This window comes from Aromatoleum evansii, assembly GCF_012910805.1.
In the GTDB taxonomy this organism is placed as follows: Bacteria; Pseudomonadota; Gammaproteobacteria; order Burkholderiales; family Rhodocyclaceae; genus Aromatoleum; species Aromatoleum evansii.
In genome coordinates, this window is the sequence record NZ_WTVK01000010.1 from 42,941 (window position 1) to 65,208 (window position 22,268).

The window sequence follows — 22,268 nt, forward strand, 5'->3', positions numbered from 1 at the left end:
TCATGCGCCGCCGCATGCGAGGTGTTGCCGCCGTCGAATTCGGGATCCTGCTGATCCCGCTGGTGATGCTCGCATTCGGCATTACCGAGTTCGGTCGTGCCATTTACTCGTATAACACAATGGCAAAATCCGTACGCGATGCCGCACGTTATCTCACATCGAAAGCTCCTGGCGACCCTTTAGAGCGCGACACAGCGGCATGCATGGCTGTCTACGGCTTGCCAGTTCCAGAGTGCATTGATTGGCCCGATCCTCCACCGATACCGCCGCTCGTTACGGGCTTAACGCCCGCCATGGTCCAGACTTGCGACGCAATTTCCCCATGTATCGGGGTCCAGAGCGTCATTCTGACTGGAACCGGAACAATCAACACGGTTACGGTGAGGATTACCGGCTACCCTTACAACTCGTTCGTCGAATATGTCATGCCGGACATCATTTTCGGCAACATCGCTGTCACGATGAGGTCGCAGCTATGAAAACGCGGGTACTGAGAGCCGCGAACCAGCAGTCCGGCGTTGCTGCGGTCGAGTTCGCGATTGTTGCGTTGGTGTTCTTTACGCTACTCATCGGCATCATGGAGATGGGCCGTCTTCTCTGGACTTGGAATGCAGCAGTCGAAGCCACGCGACTCGGTGCGCGACTAGCCATCGTATGCAGCATGGGTGACGGCGACATTACTTCGCGAATGCGCGGCATGCTCCCCAGTCTCACGGATGCAAATATTGATATCGATTATCTCAATCCTCCTTTTGAGGATAACACCTGCACGGTCGACAGCTGCAAGGCAGTCCGAGTGAGTCTGACCGGGTACACGCATGTAACCGTAATCCCCCTCGTGCCGCTATCGCTGCCAATTCCGCAATTTCAGACGACTTTACCGCGTGAGGGAATGAACAGCACAGGCAATCCTGTGTGCAGTTGATCGGCCGACGCCCGAGTATTGGAGCATCATCATGAAGATCAAGATTCTCTCCGACAGTCACGACAACGCCGAACGCCTGCGCGCGACGCTGGTGCAAGCCGGCCGCACGATGGATGTCGCTGTCGGCCACGCGACGTCGAACGACCCGATTGGTGCGGTCAACGGCACGGTGCCGGACATCGTCGTCCTGGATGCATTCAAGGCAAGCGCGATCGCGGACCTCGAACGCCTGACGCAACGATATCCGCAGATCGATCCCATCGTGATCACCGCGGACACCTCTTCCGAATTTCTGCTGCAGGCCTTCCGTGCCGGCGTCCGCGAGGTCTTGCCCCCAGTACCGTCGCCCGAGGTACTGCAGGCTGCACTGACCCGCATCACCCGAAAGCGCGGGGGCGGCGCTACCGCCTCCGCCGGCAAAATCCTCGCAATGACGTCATGCAAGGGGGGCAGCGGCGCGACGTTTCTCGCCACCAACCTTGCATGGATCCTCGCGGCCAGCCACGGCAAACGCGTCGCGCTGATCGATTTGAACCTGCAGTTTGGCGACGCCTCGATGTACGTCACGGACCAGAAACCCGCGAGCAATCTCGCCCTCGTGTGCCAGCAGATTCACCGACTCGATGCGGCCTTCCTGTCTTCGGCAATGATCGAGGTGGAACCCGGCTTCAGCCTGCTCGCAGCGCCCGACGATCCAGCTCATGCGACGGACGTCCATCCCGAACATGTCGAGGCAATCCTGAAGGTAGCGCGCGCCAATTTCGACTTCGTCATTGTCGACGTCGGGCGGTCGCTCGACTCGGTGAGTCTGAAGCCCTTCGACATGGCCGACACGATCTTCCCGGTGGTGCAACTGACCCTGCCCTTCATTCGCGAAGCGAAGCGTCTGGTGCAGGTGTTCATATCGCTCGGCTATCCGCTGGCCAAAGTCGGACTCATCGTCAACCGTCACCAGAAGACCGCGGAGATCAGTCTGGAAGATCTGGAGCGCACAATAAACGCGAAGGTGTACAAGACGATTCCCAATGCGTACGAAGCGGTTGCTTCGTCGGTGAACCAGGGAGAGCCGATCGCCCGGCTGGCGAAGGGCAGTCCGGTGACCAAGGCGCTGCGCGAAATCGCTGAATCCCTTGCGGCGGAACCCGAAAAAGCAAGCAAGGGCTGGTTGTCGCGCATCTTCGCCGCGCACTAAGGCCACCACCCAAGGTATCGAACAGGGGAACATCAAATGAGCCTGCGCCAGCGCCTCGAATCGGTCTCGCCGGAAGTTGCCCTGCGCTCGCAGGCAGCGCCCGACGCCGGAAGCACCCGGGCCTACCAGGGCCTGAAGATGCGTATCCATCAGTTGCTCTTGTCTCGCATCGACCTCGAGGCGATGGAGAACCTCGCGCCCGAGCGGCTGCGCGAAGAGTTGCGGCTGATGGTGGAGCGGCTGCTCGCCGAGGAAAACGTTGTCATCAATGCGAACGAACGGCGAGATCTCGTGCGCGACATCCAGTACGAGATGCTGGGCCTCGGCCCGATCGAACCCCTGCTCGCCGACCCGACCGTGTCGGACATACTGATCAACGGTTCGCAGCAGATCTATGTGGAGCGCCACGGCAAGATCGAGATGACGAACATCACGTTCAGCGACGACGCGCACCTGATGAAGATCATCGACAAGATCGTCTCGCGGGTCGGACGTCGCGTGGACGAATCGAGCCCGATGGTCGATGCGCGCCTTCCCGATGGATCGCGCGTCAACGCGATCATTCCGCCGCTGGCACTGGACGGCCCGGTCGTGTCGATCCGCCGCTTTGCGGCGATTCCGCTGACGATGGAAAAACTGATCGACTACAAGACGCTAACCCCGCCGATGGCCGAACTGCTCGCAGGACTCGTCCGCTCCAAGGTGAACATCCTGATCTCCGGCGGCACCGGCAGCGGCAAGACGACGCTGCTGAACATTCTGTCGAGCAACATCCCCAGCGACGAACGCATCGTCACGATCGAAGACGCCGCCGAACTGCAGCTGCAGCAACCCCACGTCGTTCGCCTGGAAACCCGTCCGCCCAACATCGAGGGCAAGGGGGAGGTCACGCAGCGCGCCCTCGTGCGCAACGCCCTGCGCATGCGCCCGGACCGAATCATCCTCGGCGAGACCCGCGGCGCGGAGGCCTTCGATGTGCTTCAGGCGATGAACACCGGCCATGAAGGGTCGATGACCACGGTGCACGCCAATACACCGCGCGACGCGCTGGGACGCATGGAGAACATGATCGGGATGGCCGGCGCGAACCTGCCGCCCAAGGTCGCACGGGCGCAGATCGCCGGCGCAATCGGGGTAATCGTTCAGTCGAGCCGCCTGACCGACGGCAAGCGGAAGCTCATGAGTATCCAGGAGATCACCGGCATGGAAGGCGACGTGATCACAATGCAGGAGATCTTCACGTTCCGACAGACCGGCATTTCCGACACGGGTGCGGTGCAGGGCCATTTCACCGCGACCGGCGTGCGTCCGCATTTTGCGGATCGCCTCCGCTCCTTCGGTATCCGCCTCCCGGAAGACATGTTTAATCCGGGCCGACGCTTCGAGTGAGGCTGATATGGACGTACTGACGCTGCTGTTTGCACTTGCCACCTTCATCGCGGTGGTGCTGTTTCTGGAAGGTGCCTACCTTTGGTGGACTTCCACCCACAGCCCCGAGGTGAAGCGGCTCAATCGCCGACTGGAGGAGGTCGCGACCGGTGTCCAAGGGGCAAAACCCGCCTCCCTGTTCAAGGACGAGAGCGCCTCGGGCTCCGCCGCCGGTGACCGGCTCCTCGCCGCAATTCCGCGCCTGGGTGGAGTGAACCGCCTCATCGTGCAGTCGCGCCTCGATCTGACGCTCGCCCAGTTTCTCGGTTGGACGGTGGCACTCGGGGCGGTGGGCTTTGCACTCCCCTTGCTGCTGAACCGGCCGGTGATCCTAGGGATTTTCGGCGCTGCGATCCTGGCAACGCTGCCAACCTTGTACGTGATCCGTGCGCGTACCCAGCACATGCAGGAGTTCGAGCGCCAGCTGCCCGAGGCACTCGATCTGATGGGCCGCGCGCTGCGTGCCGGTCACGCCTTCCCGACCGCGATCAAGATGGTGGCCGACGAGATGAAGGATCCGATCGGAGGCGAGTTCCGCATCCTGTTCGACGAGATGAACTACGGCGTGCCGCAGCAAACCGCGCTGCTGAACCTTGCCTCGCGCACCGACAGCACCGACCTCAGCTACTTCGTGATCGCTGTGCTGATCCAGCGCGACTCGGGCGGCAATCTCGCAGAACTGCTCGACAACATCAGCTCGATCATCCGTGCGCGGCTCAAGCTGTATGGCGAGATCCGCACGCTGTCGGCCGAGGGGCGCCTTTCCGCTTGGATCCTGGGCAGCCTGCCCTTCGCGACGGCGGCAATGATCAACATCGTCAATCCCGGTTTCATGAAGGTGCTGTGGGAAGACCCCGCCGGCATCAATTTCATCTACGGCGCGCTGGTGATGATGGTGTTTGGCGTCCTGTGGATGCGCAAGATCATCCGCATCCACGTATAGCCCGGCGCCACAGAGGAGAACGCAGACATGGAATATACGCAGATCGCGTTTCTCGGACTGCTGTTCGTTGCAGTCACGGCCGGCGCTTTTTTCGTGATGAACCTATTCACGCGCTCGGCGACCGCCGAGCGTCTGGATGCACTCGGCGGAGGCGGCAAGACGGTCACTGCGCCAGCCGTCGACGCGTGGATCGAGCGCACCGTGAAGCTCACCGGCCCGTTCGCCAAGCTGTCGACGCCCGAGGACGGGGGCGAAGCCTCGACGCTGCGAGCGCGCTTCCTGCACGCGGGCATCCGCAACCCCTCCGCACCCCTCGCGTTCTTCGGCATCAAGACCGTGCTCGCTCTCGGCTTGCCGCTGGTCGCGTATTTCGCGGTCCTGATCTCGACGCCGGAACTCCAGTTTCAGGGGATGCTCCTCACCGTGCTTTTCGCGGCGGCGATAGGCTACTACCTGCCGAACATCGTGCTGAATCGCCTTATCTTCTTGCGCCAGCGCGAAATCTTCGAGACCTTCCCTGATGCACTTGACCTGATGACGGTCTGCGTAGAGGCGGGCCTCGGCGTTGAAGCGGCTCTCGTGCGCGTCGCCGACGAAATGCAACACAAGAGCGAAGCATTGGCGGAAGAACTACACCTCGTCACACTGGAACTACGCGCCGGCCTCGAACGCGCGCGCGCCTTGCGCAATCTCGCGATGCGCACCGGCGTCGAAGAGGTCGAGGGTTTCGTCGCAATGATCATCCAGGCCGAACGCTTCGGCACCAGCATCGCCGCGTCGCTGCGGGTGCATTCGGACATGCTGCGCACTCGTCGCCGTCAGCGGGCCGAAGAAGCCGCCGCGAAGATCGCGTTGAAGCTGCTGTTCCCGCTGATCTTCTGCATCTTCCCCTCGTTGATGCTCGTGCTGCTCGGGCCGGCGATGATCCAGATCTACCGCATCCTGCTACCGACCATGGCTGGCGGCAACTGACCGCGACCGACACGCTTTTGGAGAAGGGCAATGAACAGGTACGCACTCACCCTGAAGCCCGTGCTTGCGGCCATCGTCCTCGGCGCCTGCAGCGCCACGCCGGACATGCCAAAAGACGCATGGAAGATCGCCCCGGTCCAAACCGTGCGCCACGGCGGCACCAACGCCGCCGCGGGTTACTACGCGCTCGGACGGGTCAAAGAGGGGCAGGGCGCCAACACCCAGGCGGTCGACGCCTACCGCAAGGCGCTCGCAGCCGATCCAACCCACGTTGCGGCATGGAACGCACTCGGTGCGCTGCAGATGCAGCTCGGCCGCACCGACGAAGGCCTGCAGGCACTGGAGCGCGCCGTGAGCCTGGCCCCGACGACCAGCCATCTGCACAACAACCTCGGCTACGCCCTGCTGCTCGCTGGTCGTGACGAGGCGGCGGCGAATTCGCTGCGGCGTGCGGTGGAACTGGACGGCAACAATCGTCGCGCGTGGAGCAATCTGGCGACGGCATATCGCCGCCAAGGCGCGGACGACCGGGCGGAATTCGCGGAGGCGCGTGCGCGGGGCAATTGGTCCGTTGCGACGGCGACGCCCGCGAAGGCGGCTCCGGCCTCGCCGCCGGCATTGCCCACCCCCGCGGCTTCCACGACACACGTGCTTTCGACGACCGCCGCAGCGCCGGCCCTCGTCGTGGCGCCCGCGCCCCAGCCTATGGCACCGCAGCTTCCGACCGTCGACATCGGCCCCGTGACTACCGATCCATCCCCGTACGCCACCCCGATCGCGGCACTGGGGTCGGAACCGTCTTCCGCCCCTGGAGCCGCCGCACCTGCCGCACCGGTGGCCAGCAGTATCGAAGCCAGGACGGCCACGCTCGGTTTTGCGCCCGTGTCGCCCACGGCGGTCAGCAAGGCGGCTCCCGCCGTGGCTGTCAGTACGACGCCGCAGGCGACACTCGTGAAGGTCGCGGATAACGTGTTCGAGCTGCGCAATGGCCCCTCTCCTCGCGATACCGCAGTCGCGGAGGCTGCTGCCATCATCGCTGCTGCGGCCGCGCCGGCCCCGCTTCCGGCGCCCGCCCGGATGGCCGAAGCGGTCAAGGCTTCACCCGTCGCAATCGCAGCGCCCTCCCCCACGGCACGCTACGAGATCTCGAACGGTCATGGCGGCGAAGGTCTTGCCCGGCGACTTGCCGGACTCCTCGGCCAGCAGGGCTTCGCCCGTCCCCGGCTGACGAATCAAACGCCGTACAACCAGGTCAGTTCGGTGATCCAGTATCGGGATGGCTATCGCGCATCGGCGGAAGCGTTCGCCGCGTTGCTGCCGTTCCAGCCCGAACTCCTCCCCGCCGCGGCCGGCGGCCTTAGGGTCGACGTGCGCCTGGTGCTCGGGCGTGATCTGACGACCAGCGATGCGTGCGCCGTGCTGGGTCTGTGCACACGAGTGGCCCGCACACCAGCGCCGAAACTTGCCGCTGCACCGCGCGCACCGAGATAACACCGAGCCCCAAAGAACAAGCCCCCGCGGGCGCGAGCCTCGCGGGGGCTTTTTTTGTACCGCGACACATGACGTGTCGCGGACTTCCTGCTGACGCTTAGTGCGACGCAGCGGTCGCTGCGCCCACGCCCGTCTGCGCACGCACGTACTGGTCGTCGAAGGCTTCGATTTCCTTTTGTGCGGCAACGCTGGAGTCCATCTTCGACACCACGATCGCGAGGATGAAGGCGATCGGCATCGAAAACAGGGCCGGCTGCGTGTAGGGGAAGATCGCGGCCGCATTGTGCAGCACGTCGACCCACACCGACTTCGACAGCACGACGAAGGTCACGGCGCTGGCGAGGCCGCAGTAGCCGCCCCACAGCGCGCCACGGGTGGTCAGGCCCTTCCAGTACATCGACAGGATCAGCACCGGGAAGTTGGCCGAGGCCGCCACGCCGAAGGCCAGCGCAACCATGAACGCGATGTTCATCTTCTCGAAGGCCATGCCGAGCAGGATCGCGACGATGCCCAGACCGATGGTGGCGAACTTCGACACCTTCAGCTCGGTGGTTTCCGACGCCTTGCCCTTCATGATGACGCGGGCGTAGATGTCGTGCGAGATCGCCGAGGCGCCCGCCAGTGCGAGACCGGCGACGACCGCGAGGATGGTCGCGAAGGCCACGGCCGACAGGAAGCCCAGCAGCAGGTTGCCGCCGACCGCCTTGGCGAGGTGCATGGCGATCATGTTGCCGCCGCCGATGACCTTGCCGCCCAGCTGGCCGCCCTCGAAGAACTCGGGGTTGGTGCCGACGATCAGGATCGCGCACAGGCCCATGATGGCGATGACGTTGAAGAAGTACGCGACGATACCCGAGGCGTAGAGCACCGACTTGCGCGCTTCCTTGGCGTCGGTGACGGTGAAGAAGCGCATCAGGATGTGCGGCAGGCCGGCGGTGCCGAACATCAGGCCCAGGCCGAGCGAGATCGCGGTGACCGGATCGGCGAGCAGGCTGCCCGGGGCGAGCAGCTTGCCGCCCAGCTTGTGCACTTCCATCGCGCGGGTGGTCAGCTCGTCGAAGCTGAAGCCGAACTGGCTGAACGCCAGCAGCATCACGGAGGTGCCACCGATCAACAGCATGCAGGCCTTGATGATCTGCACCCAGGTCGTCGCGACCATGCCGCCGAAGGTGACGTACACCATCATCAGGGCGCCGACCACGAACAGCGCGATGTTGTAGTCGAGGCCGAACAGCAGCTTGATGAGCTGGCCGGCGCCGACCATCTGGGCGACGAGGTAGAAGCACACGACGGTCAGCGAGCTGACGGCGGCCATCGTGCGCACCTTGCCCTGGTCGAGGCGGTAGGCGGTGATGTCGGCGAACGTGAACTTGCCGAGGTTGCGCAGGCGTTCGGCCATCAGGAACAGGATGATGGGCCAGCCGACGAAGAAGGCGATCATGTAGATGTATGCGTCCACGCCTTGCGTGTACATCATGGCGGTGAGACCGAGGAGGGTCGCCGCGGACATGTAGTCACCAGCGATCGCCAGGCCGTTCTGCCAGCCGGTGATGCCGCCGCCGGCGGTGTAGAAGTCCGACGTCGACTTGGTACGCGAGGCGGCCCAGTAGGTGATGCCCAGCGTCAGCATCACGAAGACGAAGAACATCAGGATTGCGTGCAGGTTGAGGCCCTGCTTTTCCGTCTGGGCGATGGCATCGCCGGCAACGGCCGAAGCGGCCACGGACAGCGAGAACAGGCCGGCGGCCAGGCGCGAAATAACGGAGGCTTTCATTATTTTTCCTCCTTCAGCGCAGCGCGCACGATTTCATTGTTGATGTCGTCGAACTCGCCGTTGGCGCGACGCACATAGACCAGGGTCAGCACCCAGAAGAACACGAACTGGAACAGGCCGACGGCGACGCCGAAGGTCAGGTTGCTGCCTTCCGACAGCCGCTGCGCGATGAGCCCGGGCGCGAACGCGACGAGCATCACGAAGCCGTAGAAGATCGCCAGCACGACGATCGACAGGATCGTGGCAAAGCGGGTCCGCTTCGCGACGAGTTCCGCAAAACGCGGATTGCGCCTGATGTGCGCATACATTGAAACCGACATTCCCTCTCCCTCCAAGAAAAGCAACGATGTCACGCTGCTCCTCCACATTCCTCCTTCAGCCGACCCGATGTCTGTCGCACCGGTGCCGACGGGCGGATGATATATCATCTACAAGACTCCATACCACTACGTATGGAGTTTTTTTAATTCCTTGATAAATTGAATTTTTCTACCATTCCCGAAACGAGCGAGGGACCCCGGACATGAGCGGCGAGATCTTCTTTTCCACCGATGGCGACATCGCCACGCTGACCCTCTCCAACCCCGACAAGCTCAACGCGATCGATTCCGCGATGTGGGTCGCGCTGCGTGAAGCCTTCGAGCGCATCGCTGCAACGCCCGCGCTGCGCTGCGTGATCCTGCGCGGCGCAGGCGACAAGGCCTTCGCGGCGGGCGGCGACATCGAGGAATTCCTGACCGTGCGCGCGACCGTAGACGACGCGCTGCACTACCACGACACGCTGGTCGCGGCGGCGCTGGATGCGATCCGCGCGTGCGCAATTCCCACGGTTGCCGCGATTCAGGGGGCCTGCGTCGGCGGCGGCCTGGAGATCGCCGGCTGTTGCGACCTACGCATCGCGGGCGAGTCGGCACGTTTCGGCGCGCCGATCAACCGCCTGGGCTTCTCGATGTATCCGGGCGAGATGGCGGGCCTGCTGGATCTGGTCGGCCCGGCGGTGCTGCTGGAGATCCTGCTCGAGGGGCGCATCCTCGACGCGCGCGAGGCGCTGCAGAAGGGCTTGCTGACGCGCGTGACCGACGACGAGAAGGTGCTCGACGAGGCCCGCGCGAGCGCCGCGCGCATCGTCGCCGGCGCGCCGCTGGTTGCGCGCTGGCACAAGCAGTGGGTGCACCGGCTGATGCGCGGCGGCGCCTTGAGCGACGAAGAAAAGCGCGCAGCCTTCGACTTCCTCGCGACCGACGACTACAAGGAGGGCCTCGAAGCCTTCTTCGCGAAGCGCAAACCGGTGTTCAACGGGCGCTGACCGGCCCCCTCCAGGCCGCTCCCACAACAACATCCGGTCGCCGGCATGCGATCACGCACCCCACGCTGCCGGCAGCACCGCCGAAAGATCCAGATTCGCCGCCACGCTGTCCGCCAGGCGATCGAGATCCGCTTCGCGCCGCGCCGCAAGATCGACCGTCTCGACCTCCCCCGCCCCGGCCCACGCAAGCAGGGAAGACAAGGCTTCGGGCGTGTCGAGGAGGCCATGGAGATAGGTTCCGAGGATCTGCCCGTCGGCCGATAGCGCACCATCGGGGCGCCCATCGGCGAAGCGTAGCGCTGGGCGCTCGAGCGCCGCGCCGCGGCTCACGCCCATGTGGATCTCGTAGCCGGCGACCGCCGCTCCGCCCGGCAGGCACAGACTCCCGCTGCGGTTTTCGAGCTGTTTTTCGGCTTCCAGCACCGTTTCCATGTCGAGCAGGCCCAGCCCCGCGGCAGTGTTCGCGCTTCCTTCGAGCCCCAGCGGGTCGGCCAGCGCACCACCGAGCATCTGGAAGCCGCCGCAGATGCCGATCACCTTGCCGCCGTAGCGCAGGTGCCGCTTGATCGCGGGCTCCCAGCCCTGCGCACGCAGCCAGGCGAGGTCGGCCTGCACGCTCTTGGATCCGGGCAGCACGATCAGGTCGGCGGGCGGTATGGCCTGGCCCGGGCCGACCCAGCGGAAATCGACCTGCGGATGCAGGCGCAGCGCGTCGAGGTCGGTGTGGTTGGAGATGCGCGGATAGACCGGCGCGACGACGCGCAGGCGCGCTTCGCGCTTGTCGACACGAGCTTCGCCGAGCGCGTCCTCGGCGTCGAGGAAGAGGCCGTGCAGGTAGGGCAGCACGCCCAGCACCGGCCGGCCGGTGCGTTCCTCCAGCCAATCCAGGCCGGACTGCAGCAGGCCGATGTCACCGCGGAAGCGGTTGATGACGAAGCCTTTCACGCGCGCCTGCTCCGATGGCGACAGCAGCTCGAGGGTGCCCACGAGATGGGCGAACACGCCGCCGCGGTCGATGTCGGCGACGAGGATCACCGGCACGTCGGCGGCTTCGGCGAAGCCCATGTTGGCGATGTCACGATCGCGCAGGTTGATCTCCGCCGGGCTCCCCGCGCCTTCGACCAGCACGCAATCGTAGGCGCTCGTGAGGCGGTCCCAGGACTGCATCACGGCCTTCATCGCGGTCGGCTTGTAGGCGTGGTAGTCGCGCGCCGACAGGTTGGCGGCGACCTTGCCATGGATGACGACCTGCGCGCCGATGTCGGTGGAGGGCTTGAGCAGCACGGGATTGAAGTCGGTATGCGGTGCCACGCCGGCGGCGAGCGCCTGCAGCGCCTGCGCGCGGCCGATTTCGCCGCCGTCCGCCGTCACCGCCGAGTTGAGCGCCATGTTCTGCGGCTTGAACGGCGCCACGCGCACGCCGCGACGCGCCAGCACCCGCGCGATGCCCGCGACCAGCGTGCTCTTGCCCGCATCGGAGGTCGTTCCCTGCACCATCAGGGTGATTGCTTGCGGCATGGCGTAGAATCCCGGCTCGTTCAAAGCGGCGGATTATCGCCGATTACTAACGCCGCAACTAAACACCGTTCGGGCGGAGCCCTTCGACAGGCTCAGAGCGAACGGTTGTTGTTGATTGCCGACTTGCTAACCCGGAAGTGAAAATACCGTTCGGGCTGAGCCTGTCGAAGCCCTGCCCGTGCTCTTCGACAAGCCTGTCCTGAGCCAGTCGAAGGACTCAGAGCAGACGGTTGTACTGAATTTCCGCCTTGATTGCTTCGCGCCGATGATTTCCCTGTTCGTCAAACTCCTCGCCGGCATCGCGCTCGACCACCTGCTCGGCGAGCCGCGCCGCTGGCATCCGCTGGTCGGTTTCGGCCGCTGGGCCGGTTGGCTGGAAGCGCGCCTGCGCCCGCAGCTGCCGACCCGCGCGGGCGGACTGCTTGCGTGGCTGCTGGCGATCGGACCGTGGCTCGCACTCGCGCTGTGGCTGCGCGTAAGCCATCCCGCCGCGCACTGGGTCGTCGACATCGGCCTGCTCTATTTCGCGCTCGGCGCGCGCAGCCTCGCGCAGCATGCGGAGGCCATCGCCGCACCGCTCGCGGCCGGGGACCTCGACATGGCGCGCGAGCGCGTGGGCTGGATCGTCAGCCGCGACACGCGTGCGCTGGACGAAGCCGACGTCGCCAAGGCAGGCACCGAGTCGGTGCTGGAGAACGGCAACGATGCGGTGTTCGGCGCGCTGTTCTGGTTCTGCGTCGCGGGCGGCGCCGGCGCGCTGGTGTTTCGCCTCGCCAACACGCTGGACGCGATGTGGGGCTACCGCACGGAACGCTTCATCCGTTTCGGCTGGGCGGCGGCGCGCCTCGACGATGTGCTGAACTGGTTGCCGGCGCGGCTCACCGCGCTGACCTACGCGCTGCTCGGCCGCAGCCGCGACGCGCTGGCGTGCTGGCGCGCGCAGGCGCCAGCGTGGGACAGCCCCAACGCCGGGCCGGTGATGGCCGCGGGCGCGGGTGCGCTGGGCGTGCAGCTCGGCGGCGCGGCGATCTACCACGGCCGCGAGGAGGTCCGCCCGCCGCTCGGCTGCGGCCGCACGCCCGACGCCGCCAGCGTGCGCGCGGCGGTGCAACTGATGCGGCACGGCATGTGGTTGTGGCTGGGGGTGTTCGCCGCGGGAGCGCTCCTCACGGCATGGGCGGGCACAGCATGACGCGCCTCGCGGGAGCCTTGCCTCCTTTCCCCAGGGCAATCGCACGAACCCGTGTAGGGCGGGAGGAGCGCAGCGTATCCCGCCGGTTCAGGGGGCGGAGGCAATTCAGGGGCCGCACGGCGGGATACGCCTTCGGCTCCTCCCGCCCTACGAGTCCGTGCTTTCAAGAACAATTCCGTAAGCAAGCCAACGACAAGCGGATTCATGCGATCGTTCTGCCCCCTCAGCCCGATGCATTGCGGGCCGAGCCGTTCGACAAGCTCAGTGCGAACGCTTGGACGAGCGCCCGGACAATGCCTTCGATCTCCGGCCGATGCGCAGCTGAAGCCGTTCCCGCAATCGCATTGAGGGGCCGGAATGCTTGAGCACGGCGGACGCCTGCGCCGTGCGGCGCAGCACTACGGCATCCCGCTCGCCGACTGGCTGGACCTGTCGACGGGCATCAATCCGCATGCCTGGCCGGTCCCGCCCGTTCCGGCGACCGCGTGGCACCGCCTGCCCGAGGACGGCGACGGGCTCGAGGCCGCCGCCGCAGCCTACTACGGCACCGACCAGCTGCTGCCGGTGGCAGGCTCGCAGCCCGCCATCCAGGCGCTGCCGGCCCTGATTCCCGGCGAACGGGTGACGGTGCTCGCGCCGACCTATGCCGAGCATCCGCACGCCTGGCGCGGTCGCACGCTGCGCGCGCTCGCTGCGGAGGAAATCGACGCGGCGATCGACGACACCGACGTGCTGCTCCTCGTGCATCCCAACAACCCGTCGGGCGCTCGCTTCCCGCGCGAGCGCCTCCTCGGCTGGCACGCGCGACTGGCTGCGCGCGGCGGCTGGCTGGTGGTGGACGAGGCGTTCATCGACACCGAGCCCGCCGAGAGCCTGGCAGTCGCCGCCGGACGCGACAGGCTCGTGGTGCTGCGCTCGCTGGGCAAGTTCTTCGGGCTCGCCGGTGCACGCGTAGGCTTCGTGCTCGCACCGGCGGCATTGCGCGAACGCCTGGCAGACCTCCTCGGGCCGTGGACGCTGAGCGGCCCCGCCCGCCACGTCGCGCGCGCGGCACTGGCCGACCGGGCGTGGCAGGACGCGATGCGCGAGCGCCTGCAGGGCGAAGCCGCGCGTCTCGCCACGCTGCTGCGGCACAGCGGCCTCGGCGAGCCCGCCGGGCCGGCGCTCTTCCAGTGGGTGCGGCGCCCGGACGCCCAGGCGGTGCAGGACCGCCTCGCGCGCGCCGGCATCCTTGTGCGCCGCTTCGACGAGCCGGCGAGCCTGCGTTTCGGCCTGCCGCCGGACGAGGCCGGCTGGAGCCGTCTCGCCGCGGCGCTCGACAACCTGCACGGCCCCGCCTGACGTGCAGCTCGACCATTACGTCAACACGATAGGCCGGCACCTGCGCGCGCGCTTCGGCGAACGCGTGCACAAGCTGCCGCTGCACGCGAACTTCACCTGCCCCAACCGGGACGGCACGCTCGGGCGCGGCGGCTGCACCTTCTGCAACGTGCGCTCCTTCAGCGACGAGGCCGAGGCGCCGATCGCGCAGCAGCTCGAAGCCAGGCGAGTCCGCGCCGACCGCGCGCGGCGCTACCTCGCGTACTTCCAGGCCTACACCAGCACCTATGCGGAGGTCGCGACGCTGCAGCGGCTGTACGAGGAGGCGCTGACCGGGGCGGACATCGTCGGCCTGTGCGTCGGCACGCGCCCCGACTGCGTGCCCGACGCGGCCCTCGACCTGCTCGCCGGCTACCGCGAGCGCGGCTACGAGGTGTGGCTGGAACTGGGCCTGCAGAGCGCCTTCGACGACACCCTCGCCCGCGTCAATCGCGGCCACGGCTTCGCAGCCTATGCGGATGCGACGGCGCGCGCGCACGCACGCGGGATCCCGGTGTGCACGCACCTGATCGTCGGCCTGCCCGGCGAGGCGCCCGAGCGCAGTCTCGACACGCTGGAGCGCGTGCTGGAACTGGGCGTCGAGGGGCTGAAGCTGCACCCGCTGATGATCGTCAAGGGCAGCCGCCTCGCGGCCGCGTGGCGCCGCGGCGAGGTCGCACCGCCGGACGCCGCACATTACGCCGACGTCGCCGCGGAGATGATCCGGCGCACGCCTGCGGAGGTCGTCTATCACCGCGTGTCCGCGACCGCCAACGCCCCGACGCTGCTCGCCCCCGCGTGGTGCGCCGGCCGATTCGAGGGCATCCACGAGATCGCGCGCCGGCTCGCGGCGCACGGCGCGCACGGCGCGCAGGGCTGCCTCACCGCCCGCCCGCTGGCACATACTTCCCGGCCCACCCCGGTGCAACGCGCCGCGCTGCACCCGAACTGAGACACCGATGCCACGCCGCCCAGCCCTTTCCCGCCGCAGTGCGGCCCTCGCAACGCTCCTCGTCGCTACCGCCTTAGCAGCAACCGGCACCCAGGCGGAGATCGCGATGCGCGACGACACCGGCCGCGAGGTGAAGCTCGCACGCCCCGCCCAGCGCATCGTGAGCCTCGCCCCTCACGTCACCGAACTGCTGTTCGCGGCGGGCGCGGGCGAGCGCGTCGTCGGGGCGGTGGCATACAGCGATTACCCCGAGGCGGCGCGCACGCTGCCGCGCGTGGGCGGCTACACCAATGTCGACATGGAGGCGGTCGCCGCGCTCAAACCCGACCTCGTGATCGCGTGGAAGAGCGGCAACCGCGACGCGCACATGGACAAGCTCGCGGCGCTGGGCATCCCGGTCTTCCTGAACGAGCCGCGCAGCCTGGACGACGTCGCGCGCAGCCTGGAAACCATCGGCCGGCTCGCCGGCACCGACGCGGCGGGGCGCGCTGCGGCGGACGCATTCCGGGCGCGCAAGGGGGCGCTCGCCACGAGCTTCGGACAACGTCCGCGCGTGCGGATGTTCTACCAGATCTGGGACAAGCCGCTGATGACGATCAACGACGAGCACCTGATCTCGGACGTGATCCGCCTGTGCGGCGGCGAGAATGTGTTCGCGAAGCTGGCGCAGCTGGCGCCGACGATTGGCGTGGAAAGCGTCCTGGCGGCCGACCCCGAGGTGATCGTCGCGAGCGGCATGGGCGAGGCACGGCCGGAATGGCTGGACAGCTGGAAGCGCTGGCCGAAGCTCGCCGCAACCGCGCGCGACAACCTCTATTTCGTGCCGCCGGAGCTGATCCAGCGCCACACGCCGCGCATCCTCGACGGAGCGGCGATGCTGTGCGACCAGCTCGAGATGGCGCGCGGCAAACGCCCCGCCGGGACCAGGTGACGCGGGGAGAACGGAGGGATTGTGACCAAGCGCCCCGGCTGCGCTCAGGAGCGGCGGGCGCGCTCGTAGCGCTGGCGCCAGTCGCGCCGCGAGTCCTGCCACCAGGCGCGGTCGAACACCCATGACAGCGTCGGCAGGATGGGGCCGAGATAGGTGTTGGCCAGCGACTCGCCGCCGTGCACGGGGACCTCGGGATCGACGCGCAGCACGCGCAGGCGCTCGGCCAGCGTGGGGTGGAAGTCCGCCTCCGACGCGGCGCCACCGAACATGTCGAGGATGTCCACCGGGCCGGGCTGCGGTCGGCGGAACCCCGCAAGCACACCCAGGCCCATCTCGCGGAAGGGGCGGATCAGCGGCTGGGGCGTGGAGCGGCTTTGCGCCATGATCTTGCGCCAGTAGTCCTCATTGAGGAAACGCTCCTTCAGCGCAACCTCGACGAGCGCTTCGCCCACCCGCTGGGCACCGACCACGCGCGCCGCGCCGGCGTCGGCCTCGAATTCCTCCAATCGCGACAGGCGCATCGCCGCGCGCAGGTCACCCGCGGTCCACTTGTCCAGCGCGCGGCCAAGGCGCGGCGCATCCTCGATGCAACGGTCGAGCGCACGGAACCACCACGCGCGCAGATGCCCCCACCAGCCGTCCAGCCCGCGGCGCTGCGCTGCAAGGTGGGCGAACTCGTGCGCAAGGATCGCGCCGAACTGGCGCCGGGTGACGCTGTGCGCCAGCGGCAGGCCGATCATCAGGTGGGTTTCCAGCGGCCCGACCCAGCCCCAGCGTGGCCGCTGCAGAATCGCTGCGTTCATGTCTCCCACGACCCACACGGCGTCGATGCGGATGCCGCCGAAACGGTTGCCGGTGCGCTCGATGAGGCGGAACAGCCCTTGCGCGAGTTCCTGCGGCAGGCGCACGCCGTCGGGGCGGGCAACCGGCGCGAACAGCCAGCCGCACACGAGCACGCACAAGGCCGTCGCGATCAGGAAGCTCACGACCGCAACCAGCGCCAGCAACACGTTCCCCGCAACCAGGGCGGACCAGGTTTCGGCCACCAATTGCACCACGGCGACGCCTAGCGCGAAGGCGAGCAGCCCCATTGCCGAGAGGCCTGCCGTGGCACGCAGGCCGAGCCGGCGAGCGAGGCGCGCGCGAGTGCGCGAGAGGCGGTTTTGGACTGCTGCCATGAACGAGGCACCCCGATAAACCATGATCGAAACGCGGAATATACTTAACAAGAAGTAAGCGCAACATTGCACCTTAGTGATACACGAACCAACAATTTGCATACAAATCAATGTAAAAGCAGCGCAAAACGTGGGAAACCGCCGCGCACGACTATTGTTGCGCCGCAGAAAAAAAGTGTAGAATCGCAACACCTGTGTCCTTGACCAATCGGTCGCAGGCCCTCCGATACACCCCCGTTGCGACCACCTTCTACGGTCGCACTACCCCGCCCGCCTCGATTGGTGTCGCTCTAACGCAGCGACAGGCCGTCGCTGGAGCATTCTTCTTGATCACTTCCGAAGTTTCCTTCGCCAGTCTCGGACTGGCCGAACCCCTTTTGCGCGCCATTTCCGAATCCGGCTACACGCAACCGACGCCGATCCAGGCACAGGCCATTCCGCTGGTGCTGGCCGGTGGCGACCTGCTTGCCGCCGCCCAGACCGGCACCGGCAAGACCGCGGGCTTCACGCTGCCGCTGCTGCACCGGCTGTCCACCACCTCGGCCAGCGCCCCGAAAGCCGGTCGTCCGCGCTGCCTGATCCTGACCCCGACGCGCGAACTCGCGGCGCAGGTCGAGGAATCCGTGCAGACTTACGGCAAGCACCTGCCGCTCACGTCGATGGTCATGTTCGGCGGCGTGAACATCAATCCGCAGATCGCGGCGCTGAAGAAGCGCGTCGACATCCTCGTCGCGACCCCGGGACGCCTGCTGGACCATGCCGGGCAGAAGACGGTGGACCTGTCCGGGGTGGAGATCCTCGTCCTCGACGAGGCCGACCGCATGCTGGACATGGGCTTCATCCGCGACATCCGCAAGGTGCTCGCGCTGCTGCCGAAGCAGCGCCAGAACCTGCTGTTCTCGGCGACCTTCTCGGACGAGATCCGCTCGCTCGCCAACGGCCTGCTGAACAACCCAGGCTGCGTCGAGGTTGCGCGCCGCAACACGACCACCGAACTGGTCGAGCAGTCCGTGTATTCCGTGCCGCAGAAGCAGAAGCGCGACCTGCTCGTGCATCTGGTGAAGGAGCACGACTGGCACCAGGTGCTGGTGTTCACGCGCACCAAGCACGGCGCCAACCGGCTGGCCGAATACCTCGGCAAGCACGGCATTCCGGCCGCGGCGATCCACGGCAACAAGAGCCAGGCGGCACGCACGCGCGCGCTGTCGCAGTTCAAGGACAACTCGCTGCCGGTGCTGGTCGCGACCGACATCGCGGCGCGCGGACTGGACATCGACCAGCTGCCGCAGGTGGTGAATTTCGAACTGCCGAACGTGCCGGAAGACTACGTGCACCGCATCGGCCGCACCGGCCGCGCCGGCGCGACGGGCAAGGCGATCTCCTTCGTCGACAGCGAGGAGCGGCCTTATCTTGCGTCGATCGAGCGCCTGATCAAGCGCACCATCGAGCGCGCCACCGTGCCGGAATTCGTGACCCACGCGCCCGATCCGGGCGACAACGACCGCCCGCCGCGCGATCCGCGCCAGTCGTCGGGACGGCGCAACGACGGACGCGCGCCGCGCCAGCCGCAGACCGAACGTCCCGCGCCGCGGGCGCAGGCGCATGGGGCGAACCGCCAGCCCTCACGCCAGGGCACGCAGGGCGCAGCGGCCAACGGTGGCAAGCCGGCGAATCGCCCGGCCCGCAGCGGCGAGGCGCAAGGCAATCGCACTGCACGCAACGGCGAAGCGAACCGGAGCGGTGCACCGCGCGCTCAGGAAGCAGGTGCCAACCGCGCGCCGCGCACGGCCGATGCGCCGCGCGCAGCGGCACGTCCGGACTCGGGGCGCAGCCCCGCGCCGCGGGCTGCGCTCTTCAGCGCCAAGCCGGGCAATCGCGGCGACAGCTAACCGATCCGCCAAACACGTCCGTTCGCCCTGAGCTTGTCGAAGGGCGGTGGCCAGGCTTCGACAGGCCTGCCCTGAGCGAAGTCGAAGGGCTCAGCCCGAACGGTATCCGGTTCCGGGTCGGCGGCGCGGTTCAGCCGCGCCGCACCCCGACGACTTTTTGATAGAGACCACCGAACAAGGTGGTCTTTGTCCATTCGAACCCCTCACCCCGCGGCGAAAGTGCGGTGATGTCGGCATCGAGCAGCGAAGGGGCGAAAGGCTCGAGCCAGCGGAAAACCTGCGCCATGACGGGACGCAGGGGATGCCACGGCCGCGTACGGTGGTAATCGACGAACACGATCTTGCCCCCCGGCTCGACCGCCCCGAGGAGGTTGTGCACGATGCACGCACGTTCGACCGGCGGAACTTCATGCAGCAGGAAGAAGCAGCACACCGCTGCATGCGACTCGGCCGCGAGGCAATCGGGCCGCGCCAGGTCGCCCTGGCGCACCTCGGCGTGCACGAGTCCGTCGAGCTTGCGGCGGGCATTCGCAACCTGGATCGGCGCGACGTCGATGACTTCGAGGGCGCCAGTGCAGCCGACCCGCTCGGCGAGCAGGCGCGAGAACGGCCCATAGACACACGCGGCCTGCAACAGGCGCTGCCCCGGCGCGAACTCCTCGACCGCCGCGCGCATCAGGCGTCGGGCGTTGCCCCACAGGATGGCGGAAACGACCCACTCCCTGTCCAGCCAGGGCAGGGTGCGATGGCTCAGATAGGCCCAGTGATAGGTGCGCGACAGATAGGACGGCACGGCACAGGCGTTAGTCGCAGGCTGCATCATGGCGGGATCGGCAGAAATCTGTGTCATGCCCGTCAGCATAACCGGATCTGCTGAAGCGCGGAACGCAGAGTGCATACCCTCGCCGTATTCACGGGGATGCGGACTCCCCGGCATGGGCAGGCGGCAGGATAACCGTTGTCGCAGCGGCCCCGTCTGGCGTAGCGACACTTGCATCGCGGGATGAATATCGCCTATGCTCCGCGCTGAATTCGATCCGGGTTCCCCGGCGTGCGACCGTGCGCCGGGGTGAAACGGGAAGTCCGGTGACGTCGGAGGATCAGATCCTCCGGCCAGTCCGGCGCAGCCCCCGCTGCTGTAAGCCTGACGGATCCGCCACACGCCACTGAGCCTCGCGCTCGGGAAGGCGGCGGAATCCGGTGGAAGGCGAGCCAGAAGACCGGCCCGATCGATTTGGAAGGTTTGTGCCCCGGGGTGTGGGCTTGCCGACTGGAATCCGATCGCGTCCGTTGCGGGCTCAGGCCCGTCCGTTTCGCCTCATCGACCCAGCCTCAAGTTGCACTCGACCGCGTCCGCTCGTCGGCGTCGTCGATTGCTGCCATCCCCGGTGCGTGTTCAATGCACTCGCGGGGAGACGTCATGCATTCCGATACCCTGCCGGGAACCGTGTGGTTCGTCGGCGCCGGCCCGGGCGACCCGGACCTGATCACCGTGAAGGGCCGCCGTCTGCTCGAACAGGCGGGCGGCATCCTGTTCGCGGGCTCGCTCGTCGACCAGGCGGCGACGCTCCACGCGCCGGAAGGCTGCGCGATCCGCGATTCGAAGGACATGACGCTGGAGGAAATGGCGGCCTGGCTGATCGAAGCGGCCTCCTGCCATGCGACCGTGGTGCGCCTGCAGACCGGGGATCCGGGGCTGTACGGCGCCCTGGTCGAAATGACACGGCTGCTGGATGCGGCCGCGGTGCCGTGGAAGGTGGTGCCGGGGGTGTCCTCGGCGATGGCCTCCGCCGCGGCAGCCGGCGAGACGCTGACGCTGCCGGAAGTCACGCAGACGGTGATCCTCACCCGCGTCGCAGGCCGCACGCCGATGCCGGCGGGCGAGGAGCTCGACGCGCTCGCCGCGCACCGCACGACGCTATGCATCTTCCTGTCGATCACGCTGCTGCATGAGGTGCAGGACGCGCTGCGCCGCGCCGGCTGGCCGGAGGACGCGCCGATCCTCGTCGTGCAGAAGGCGAGCTGGCCGGGCGAGGAGAAGGTCGTGCGCGGCACCCTCGCCGACATCAAGAAGAAGTGCCAGGCAGAAAGAATCGCCTCGCAGGCCATGATCATCGCCAGCCCCGCCCTGGGCGCGCGCGACTGGCCCGAGATCGCCCGTTCCAAACTCTACGACCCGGCCTTCAGTCACCGCTTCCGCCGGGCCTCTGTCACGGAGAACGCATGATGCAAGACACCACGATCCTGCTGGTAGGCCACGGTTCGCGCAATCGCGCGGGCAACGACGAGATCGAGCGCTTTGCCCAGGCGTGGCGCGAGCGCCGGCCCGAGTGGCGCATCGAGGCCTGCTTCATCGAGTACGCCGACGTGCTGCTCGACGCGGGCCTCGACCGCGCCGCCCACGGGGCCAAGCGCGTCATCGTGATCCCCTTCATCCTCAACGCGGCCGGCCACGTGAAGATGGAGATCCCGGCTGCGATCGAGGCGGCACGCGAACGCCATCCGGGCGTGGCCTTCGACTGCACCCGCCACCTCGGCATGGGGCGCGAGATCTTCGACGTGCTGACGGGCCAGCTCGACCGCCTGATGCGCGCACTGCACATGCCCGACCCCTGCACGACCGGCGTGATCCTGCTCGGCCGCGGCTCGTCGGACGCAGGCGCGAACGGCGAGCTCGCGAAGATGGCGCGCTGGATCTTCGAGGATACCGACCACGAGTTGGTCGATCTCGCCTTCACCGGCGTGACCTGGCCGCGGCTGGAGACGGCTGTACAACGCCAGGTACGCCTGGGGATGACGCAGATCGCGGTGGTGCCGGTGTATCTCTTCACCGGCGTGCTGATCGAGCGCATCGACGCGCAGCTCGCACGGCTACGCGCACAGTATCCGCAGATCGCCTTCGCGCTCGGCACGCACTTCGGCTTCGACCCGGGCGTCTTCAAGTTGGTCGAGGCGCGCGTCGCGGATGCACAAAGCGGTGAAACCGCGCTGCTCGAATGCGACGGCTGCAAGTACCGCCTCGCGGCCGAGGACGAACACCTGCACGACCATAGCCACACGGCGGGTCACCACGCGCACGACGGGCACGACCACCCTCACCACCACCACGATCACGGTCATGCGCACGGCGGCCACGATCACGGTCACGCCTGTTCGCACCACTCATCGACCAACAATCGGCCGCACGCCGGCTGCGCCCACCACGCCCACGCCTGAAC

General features: G+C 67.1%; 20 protein-coding genes and 1 riboswitch. Of the genes, 15 read left to right on the top strand and 5 right to left on the bottom strand.

Annotated features, from left to right (window positions below; genetic code table 11):
* Positions 1–2: 2 nt before the first annotated feature.
* Genes GO615_RS06790 through GO615_RS06820 form a run of 7 tightly spaced genes read left to right on the top strand, consistent with a single transcriptional unit; the run spans position 3 to position 6,951 of the window.
* Positions 3–479, top strand: coding sequence for a TadE/TadG family type IV pilus assembly protein (locus tag GO615_RS06790; protein WP_211166985.1), 477 nt, complete (start codon positions 3–5; stop codon positions 477–479).
* Positions 476–925, top strand: a complete 450-nt coding sequence (locus GO615_RS06795; protein ID WP_169126289.1) for a TadE/TadG family type IV pilus assembly protein — start codon at positions 476–478, stop codon at positions 923–925. Before GO615_RS06790 ends, GO615_RS06795 begins: the two co-directional genes overlap by 4 nt.
* A gap of 31 nt (positions 926–956) precedes the next feature.
* On the top strand, positions 957–2,117 hold the full coding sequence (locus GO615_RS06800; RefSeq protein ID WP_169126291.1) for a CpaE/TadZ family protein: 1,161 nt from the start codon (positions 957–959) through the stop codon (positions 2,115–2,117).
* Positions 2,118–2,153: 36 nt separating this feature from the next.
* A complete protein-coding gene (locus GO615_RS06805; RefSeq protein WP_169126293.1) occupies positions 2,154–3,506 on the top strand; it encodes a TadA family conjugal transfer-associated ATPase in 1,353 nt (450 codons plus the stop codon).
* A gap of 7 nt (positions 3,507–3,513) precedes the next feature.
* A complete protein-coding gene (locus tag GO615_RS06810; protein ID WP_169126295.1) occupies positions 3,514–4,488 on the top strand; it encodes a type II secretion system F family protein in 975 nt (324 codons plus the stop codon).
* Positions 4,489–4,515: 27 nt separating this feature from the next.
* Entirely contained in the window at positions 4,516–5,460 is a 945-nt protein-coding gene (locus GO615_RS06815) for a type II secretion system F family protein (protein WP_169126297.1), read from the top strand.
* A 30-nt stretch (positions 5,461–5,490) separates the two neighbouring features.
* Positions 5,491–6,951 carry a LytR C-terminal domain-containing protein gene (locus GO615_RS06820; RefSeq protein WP_169126299.1) on the top strand — a complete coding sequence of 487 codons (1,461 nt, stop codon included), beginning with the start codon at positions 5,491–5,493 and terminating at the stop codon, positions 6,949–6,951.
* A 97-nt stretch (positions 6,952–7,048) separates the two neighbouring features.
* Here GO615_RS06820 and GO615_RS06825 read toward each other — a convergent pair whose 3' ends face one another.
* A complete protein-coding gene (locus tag GO615_RS06825; protein WP_169126301.1) occupies positions 7,049–8,725 on the bottom strand; it encodes a cation acetate symporter in 1,677 nt (558 codons plus the stop codon).
* The gene (locus GO615_RS06830; protein WP_369333963.1) at positions 8,725–9,045 is read right to left on the bottom strand and encodes a DUF485 domain-containing protein; all 321 of its coding nucleotides are present in this window, start codon (positions 9,043–9,045) and stop codon (positions 8,725–8,727) included. Before GO615_RS06830 ends, GO615_RS06825 begins: the two co-directional genes overlap by 1 nt.
* A 203-nt stretch (positions 9,046–9,248) precedes the next feature.
* Here GO615_RS06830 and GO615_RS06835 point away from each other — a divergent pair, with 203 nt between their 5' ends.
* The gene (locus tag GO615_RS06835; protein ID WP_169126303.1) at positions 9,249–10,031 is read left to right on the top strand and encodes an enoyl-CoA hydratase/isomerase family protein; all 783 of its coding nucleotides are present in this window, start codon (positions 9,249–9,251) and stop codon (positions 10,029–10,031) included.
* A 51-nt stretch (positions 10,032–10,082) separates the two neighbouring features.
* Here GO615_RS06835 and GO615_RS06840 read toward each other — a convergent pair whose 3' ends face one another.
* The gene (locus tag GO615_RS06840) at positions 10,083–11,549 is read right to left on the bottom strand and encodes a cobyric acid synthase (protein ID WP_169126305.1); all 1,467 of its coding nucleotides are present in this window, start codon (positions 11,547–11,549) and stop codon (positions 10,083–10,085) included.
* Positions 11,550–11,814: 265 nt separating this feature from the next.
* On the opposite strand from GO615_RS06840, the gene cbiB reads away from it, so the two are divergent.
* From cbiB to GO615_RS06860, 4 genes are all read left to right on the top strand, one after another.
* Positions 11,815–12,741 (top strand): adenosylcobinamide-phosphate synthase CbiB, encoded by a 927-nt coding sequence (gene cbiB / locus GO615_RS06845; protein WP_169126418.1) that lies wholly within the window; start codon positions 11,815–11,817, stop codon positions 12,739–12,741.
* Positions 12,742–13,098: 357 nt separating this feature from the next.
* Positions 13,099–14,082, top strand: a complete 984-nt coding sequence (gene cobD, locus GO615_RS06850; RefSeq protein ID WP_169126307.1) for a threonine-phosphate decarboxylase CobD — start codon at positions 13,099–13,101, stop codon at positions 14,080–14,082.
* A 1-nt stretch (position 14,083) separates the two neighbouring features.
* Positions 14,084–15,052: a tRNA modification radical SAM protein MnmL/YtqA gene (gene mnmL, locus GO615_RS06855; RefSeq protein WP_169126309.1), complete on the top strand. Its 969-nt coding sequence runs from the start codon at positions 14,084–14,086 to the stop codon at positions 15,050–15,052.
* A 7-nt stretch (positions 15,053–15,059) separates the two neighbouring features.
* A complete protein-coding gene (locus GO615_RS06860) occupies positions 15,060–15,983 on the top strand; it encodes a cobalamin-binding protein (RefSeq protein WP_169126311.1) in 924 nt (307 codons plus the stop codon).
* Between the two features lie 44 nt (positions 15,984–16,027).
* Here the strand turns inward: GO615_RS06860 and GO615_RS06865 are convergent, their stop codons facing one another.
* Positions 16,028–17,161 (bottom strand): M48 family metallopeptidase, encoded by a 1,134-nt coding sequence (locus GO615_RS06865; protein WP_246262183.1) that lies wholly within the window; start codon positions 17,159–17,161, stop codon positions 16,028–16,030.
* A 326-nt stretch (positions 17,162–17,487) separates the two neighbouring features.
* On the opposite strand from GO615_RS06865, the gene GO615_RS06870 reads away from it, so the two are divergent.
* Positions 17,488–19,050: a DEAD/DEAH box helicase gene (locus GO615_RS06870; RefSeq protein ID WP_211166986.1), complete on the top strand. Its 1,563-nt coding sequence runs from the start codon at positions 17,488–17,490 to the stop codon at positions 19,048–19,050.
* Between the two features lie 130 nt (positions 19,051–19,180).
* On the opposite strand, the gene rquA is transcribed toward GO615_RS06870, so the two are convergent.
* Positions 19,181–19,900, bottom strand: a complete 720-nt coding sequence (rquA, locus tag GO615_RS06875) for a rhodoquinone biosynthesis methyltransferase RquA (protein ID WP_169126313.1) — start codon at positions 19,898–19,900, stop codon at positions 19,181–19,183.
* A 171-nt stretch (positions 19,901–20,071) separates the two neighbouring features.
* A riboswitch (cobalamin riboswitch) is annotated at positions 20,072–20,293 on the top strand.
* Between the two features lie 177 nt (positions 20,294–20,470).
* Here rquA and cobM point away from each other — a divergent pair.
* Positions 20,471–21,277 carry a precorrin-4 C(11)-methyltransferase gene (gene cobM, locus GO615_RS06880; protein ID WP_169126315.1) on the top strand — a complete coding sequence of 269 codons (807 nt, stop codon included), beginning with the start codon at positions 20,471–20,473 and terminating at the stop codon, positions 21,275–21,277.
* Entirely contained in the window at positions 21,277–22,266 is a 990-nt protein-coding gene (locus GO615_RS06885) for a sirohydrochlorin chelatase (RefSeq protein WP_169126424.1), read from the top strand. The genes cobM and GO615_RS06885 overlap by 1 nt, the downstream gene beginning before the upstream one ends.
* The last annotated feature ends 2 nt before the right edge of the window (positions 22,267–22,268 follow it).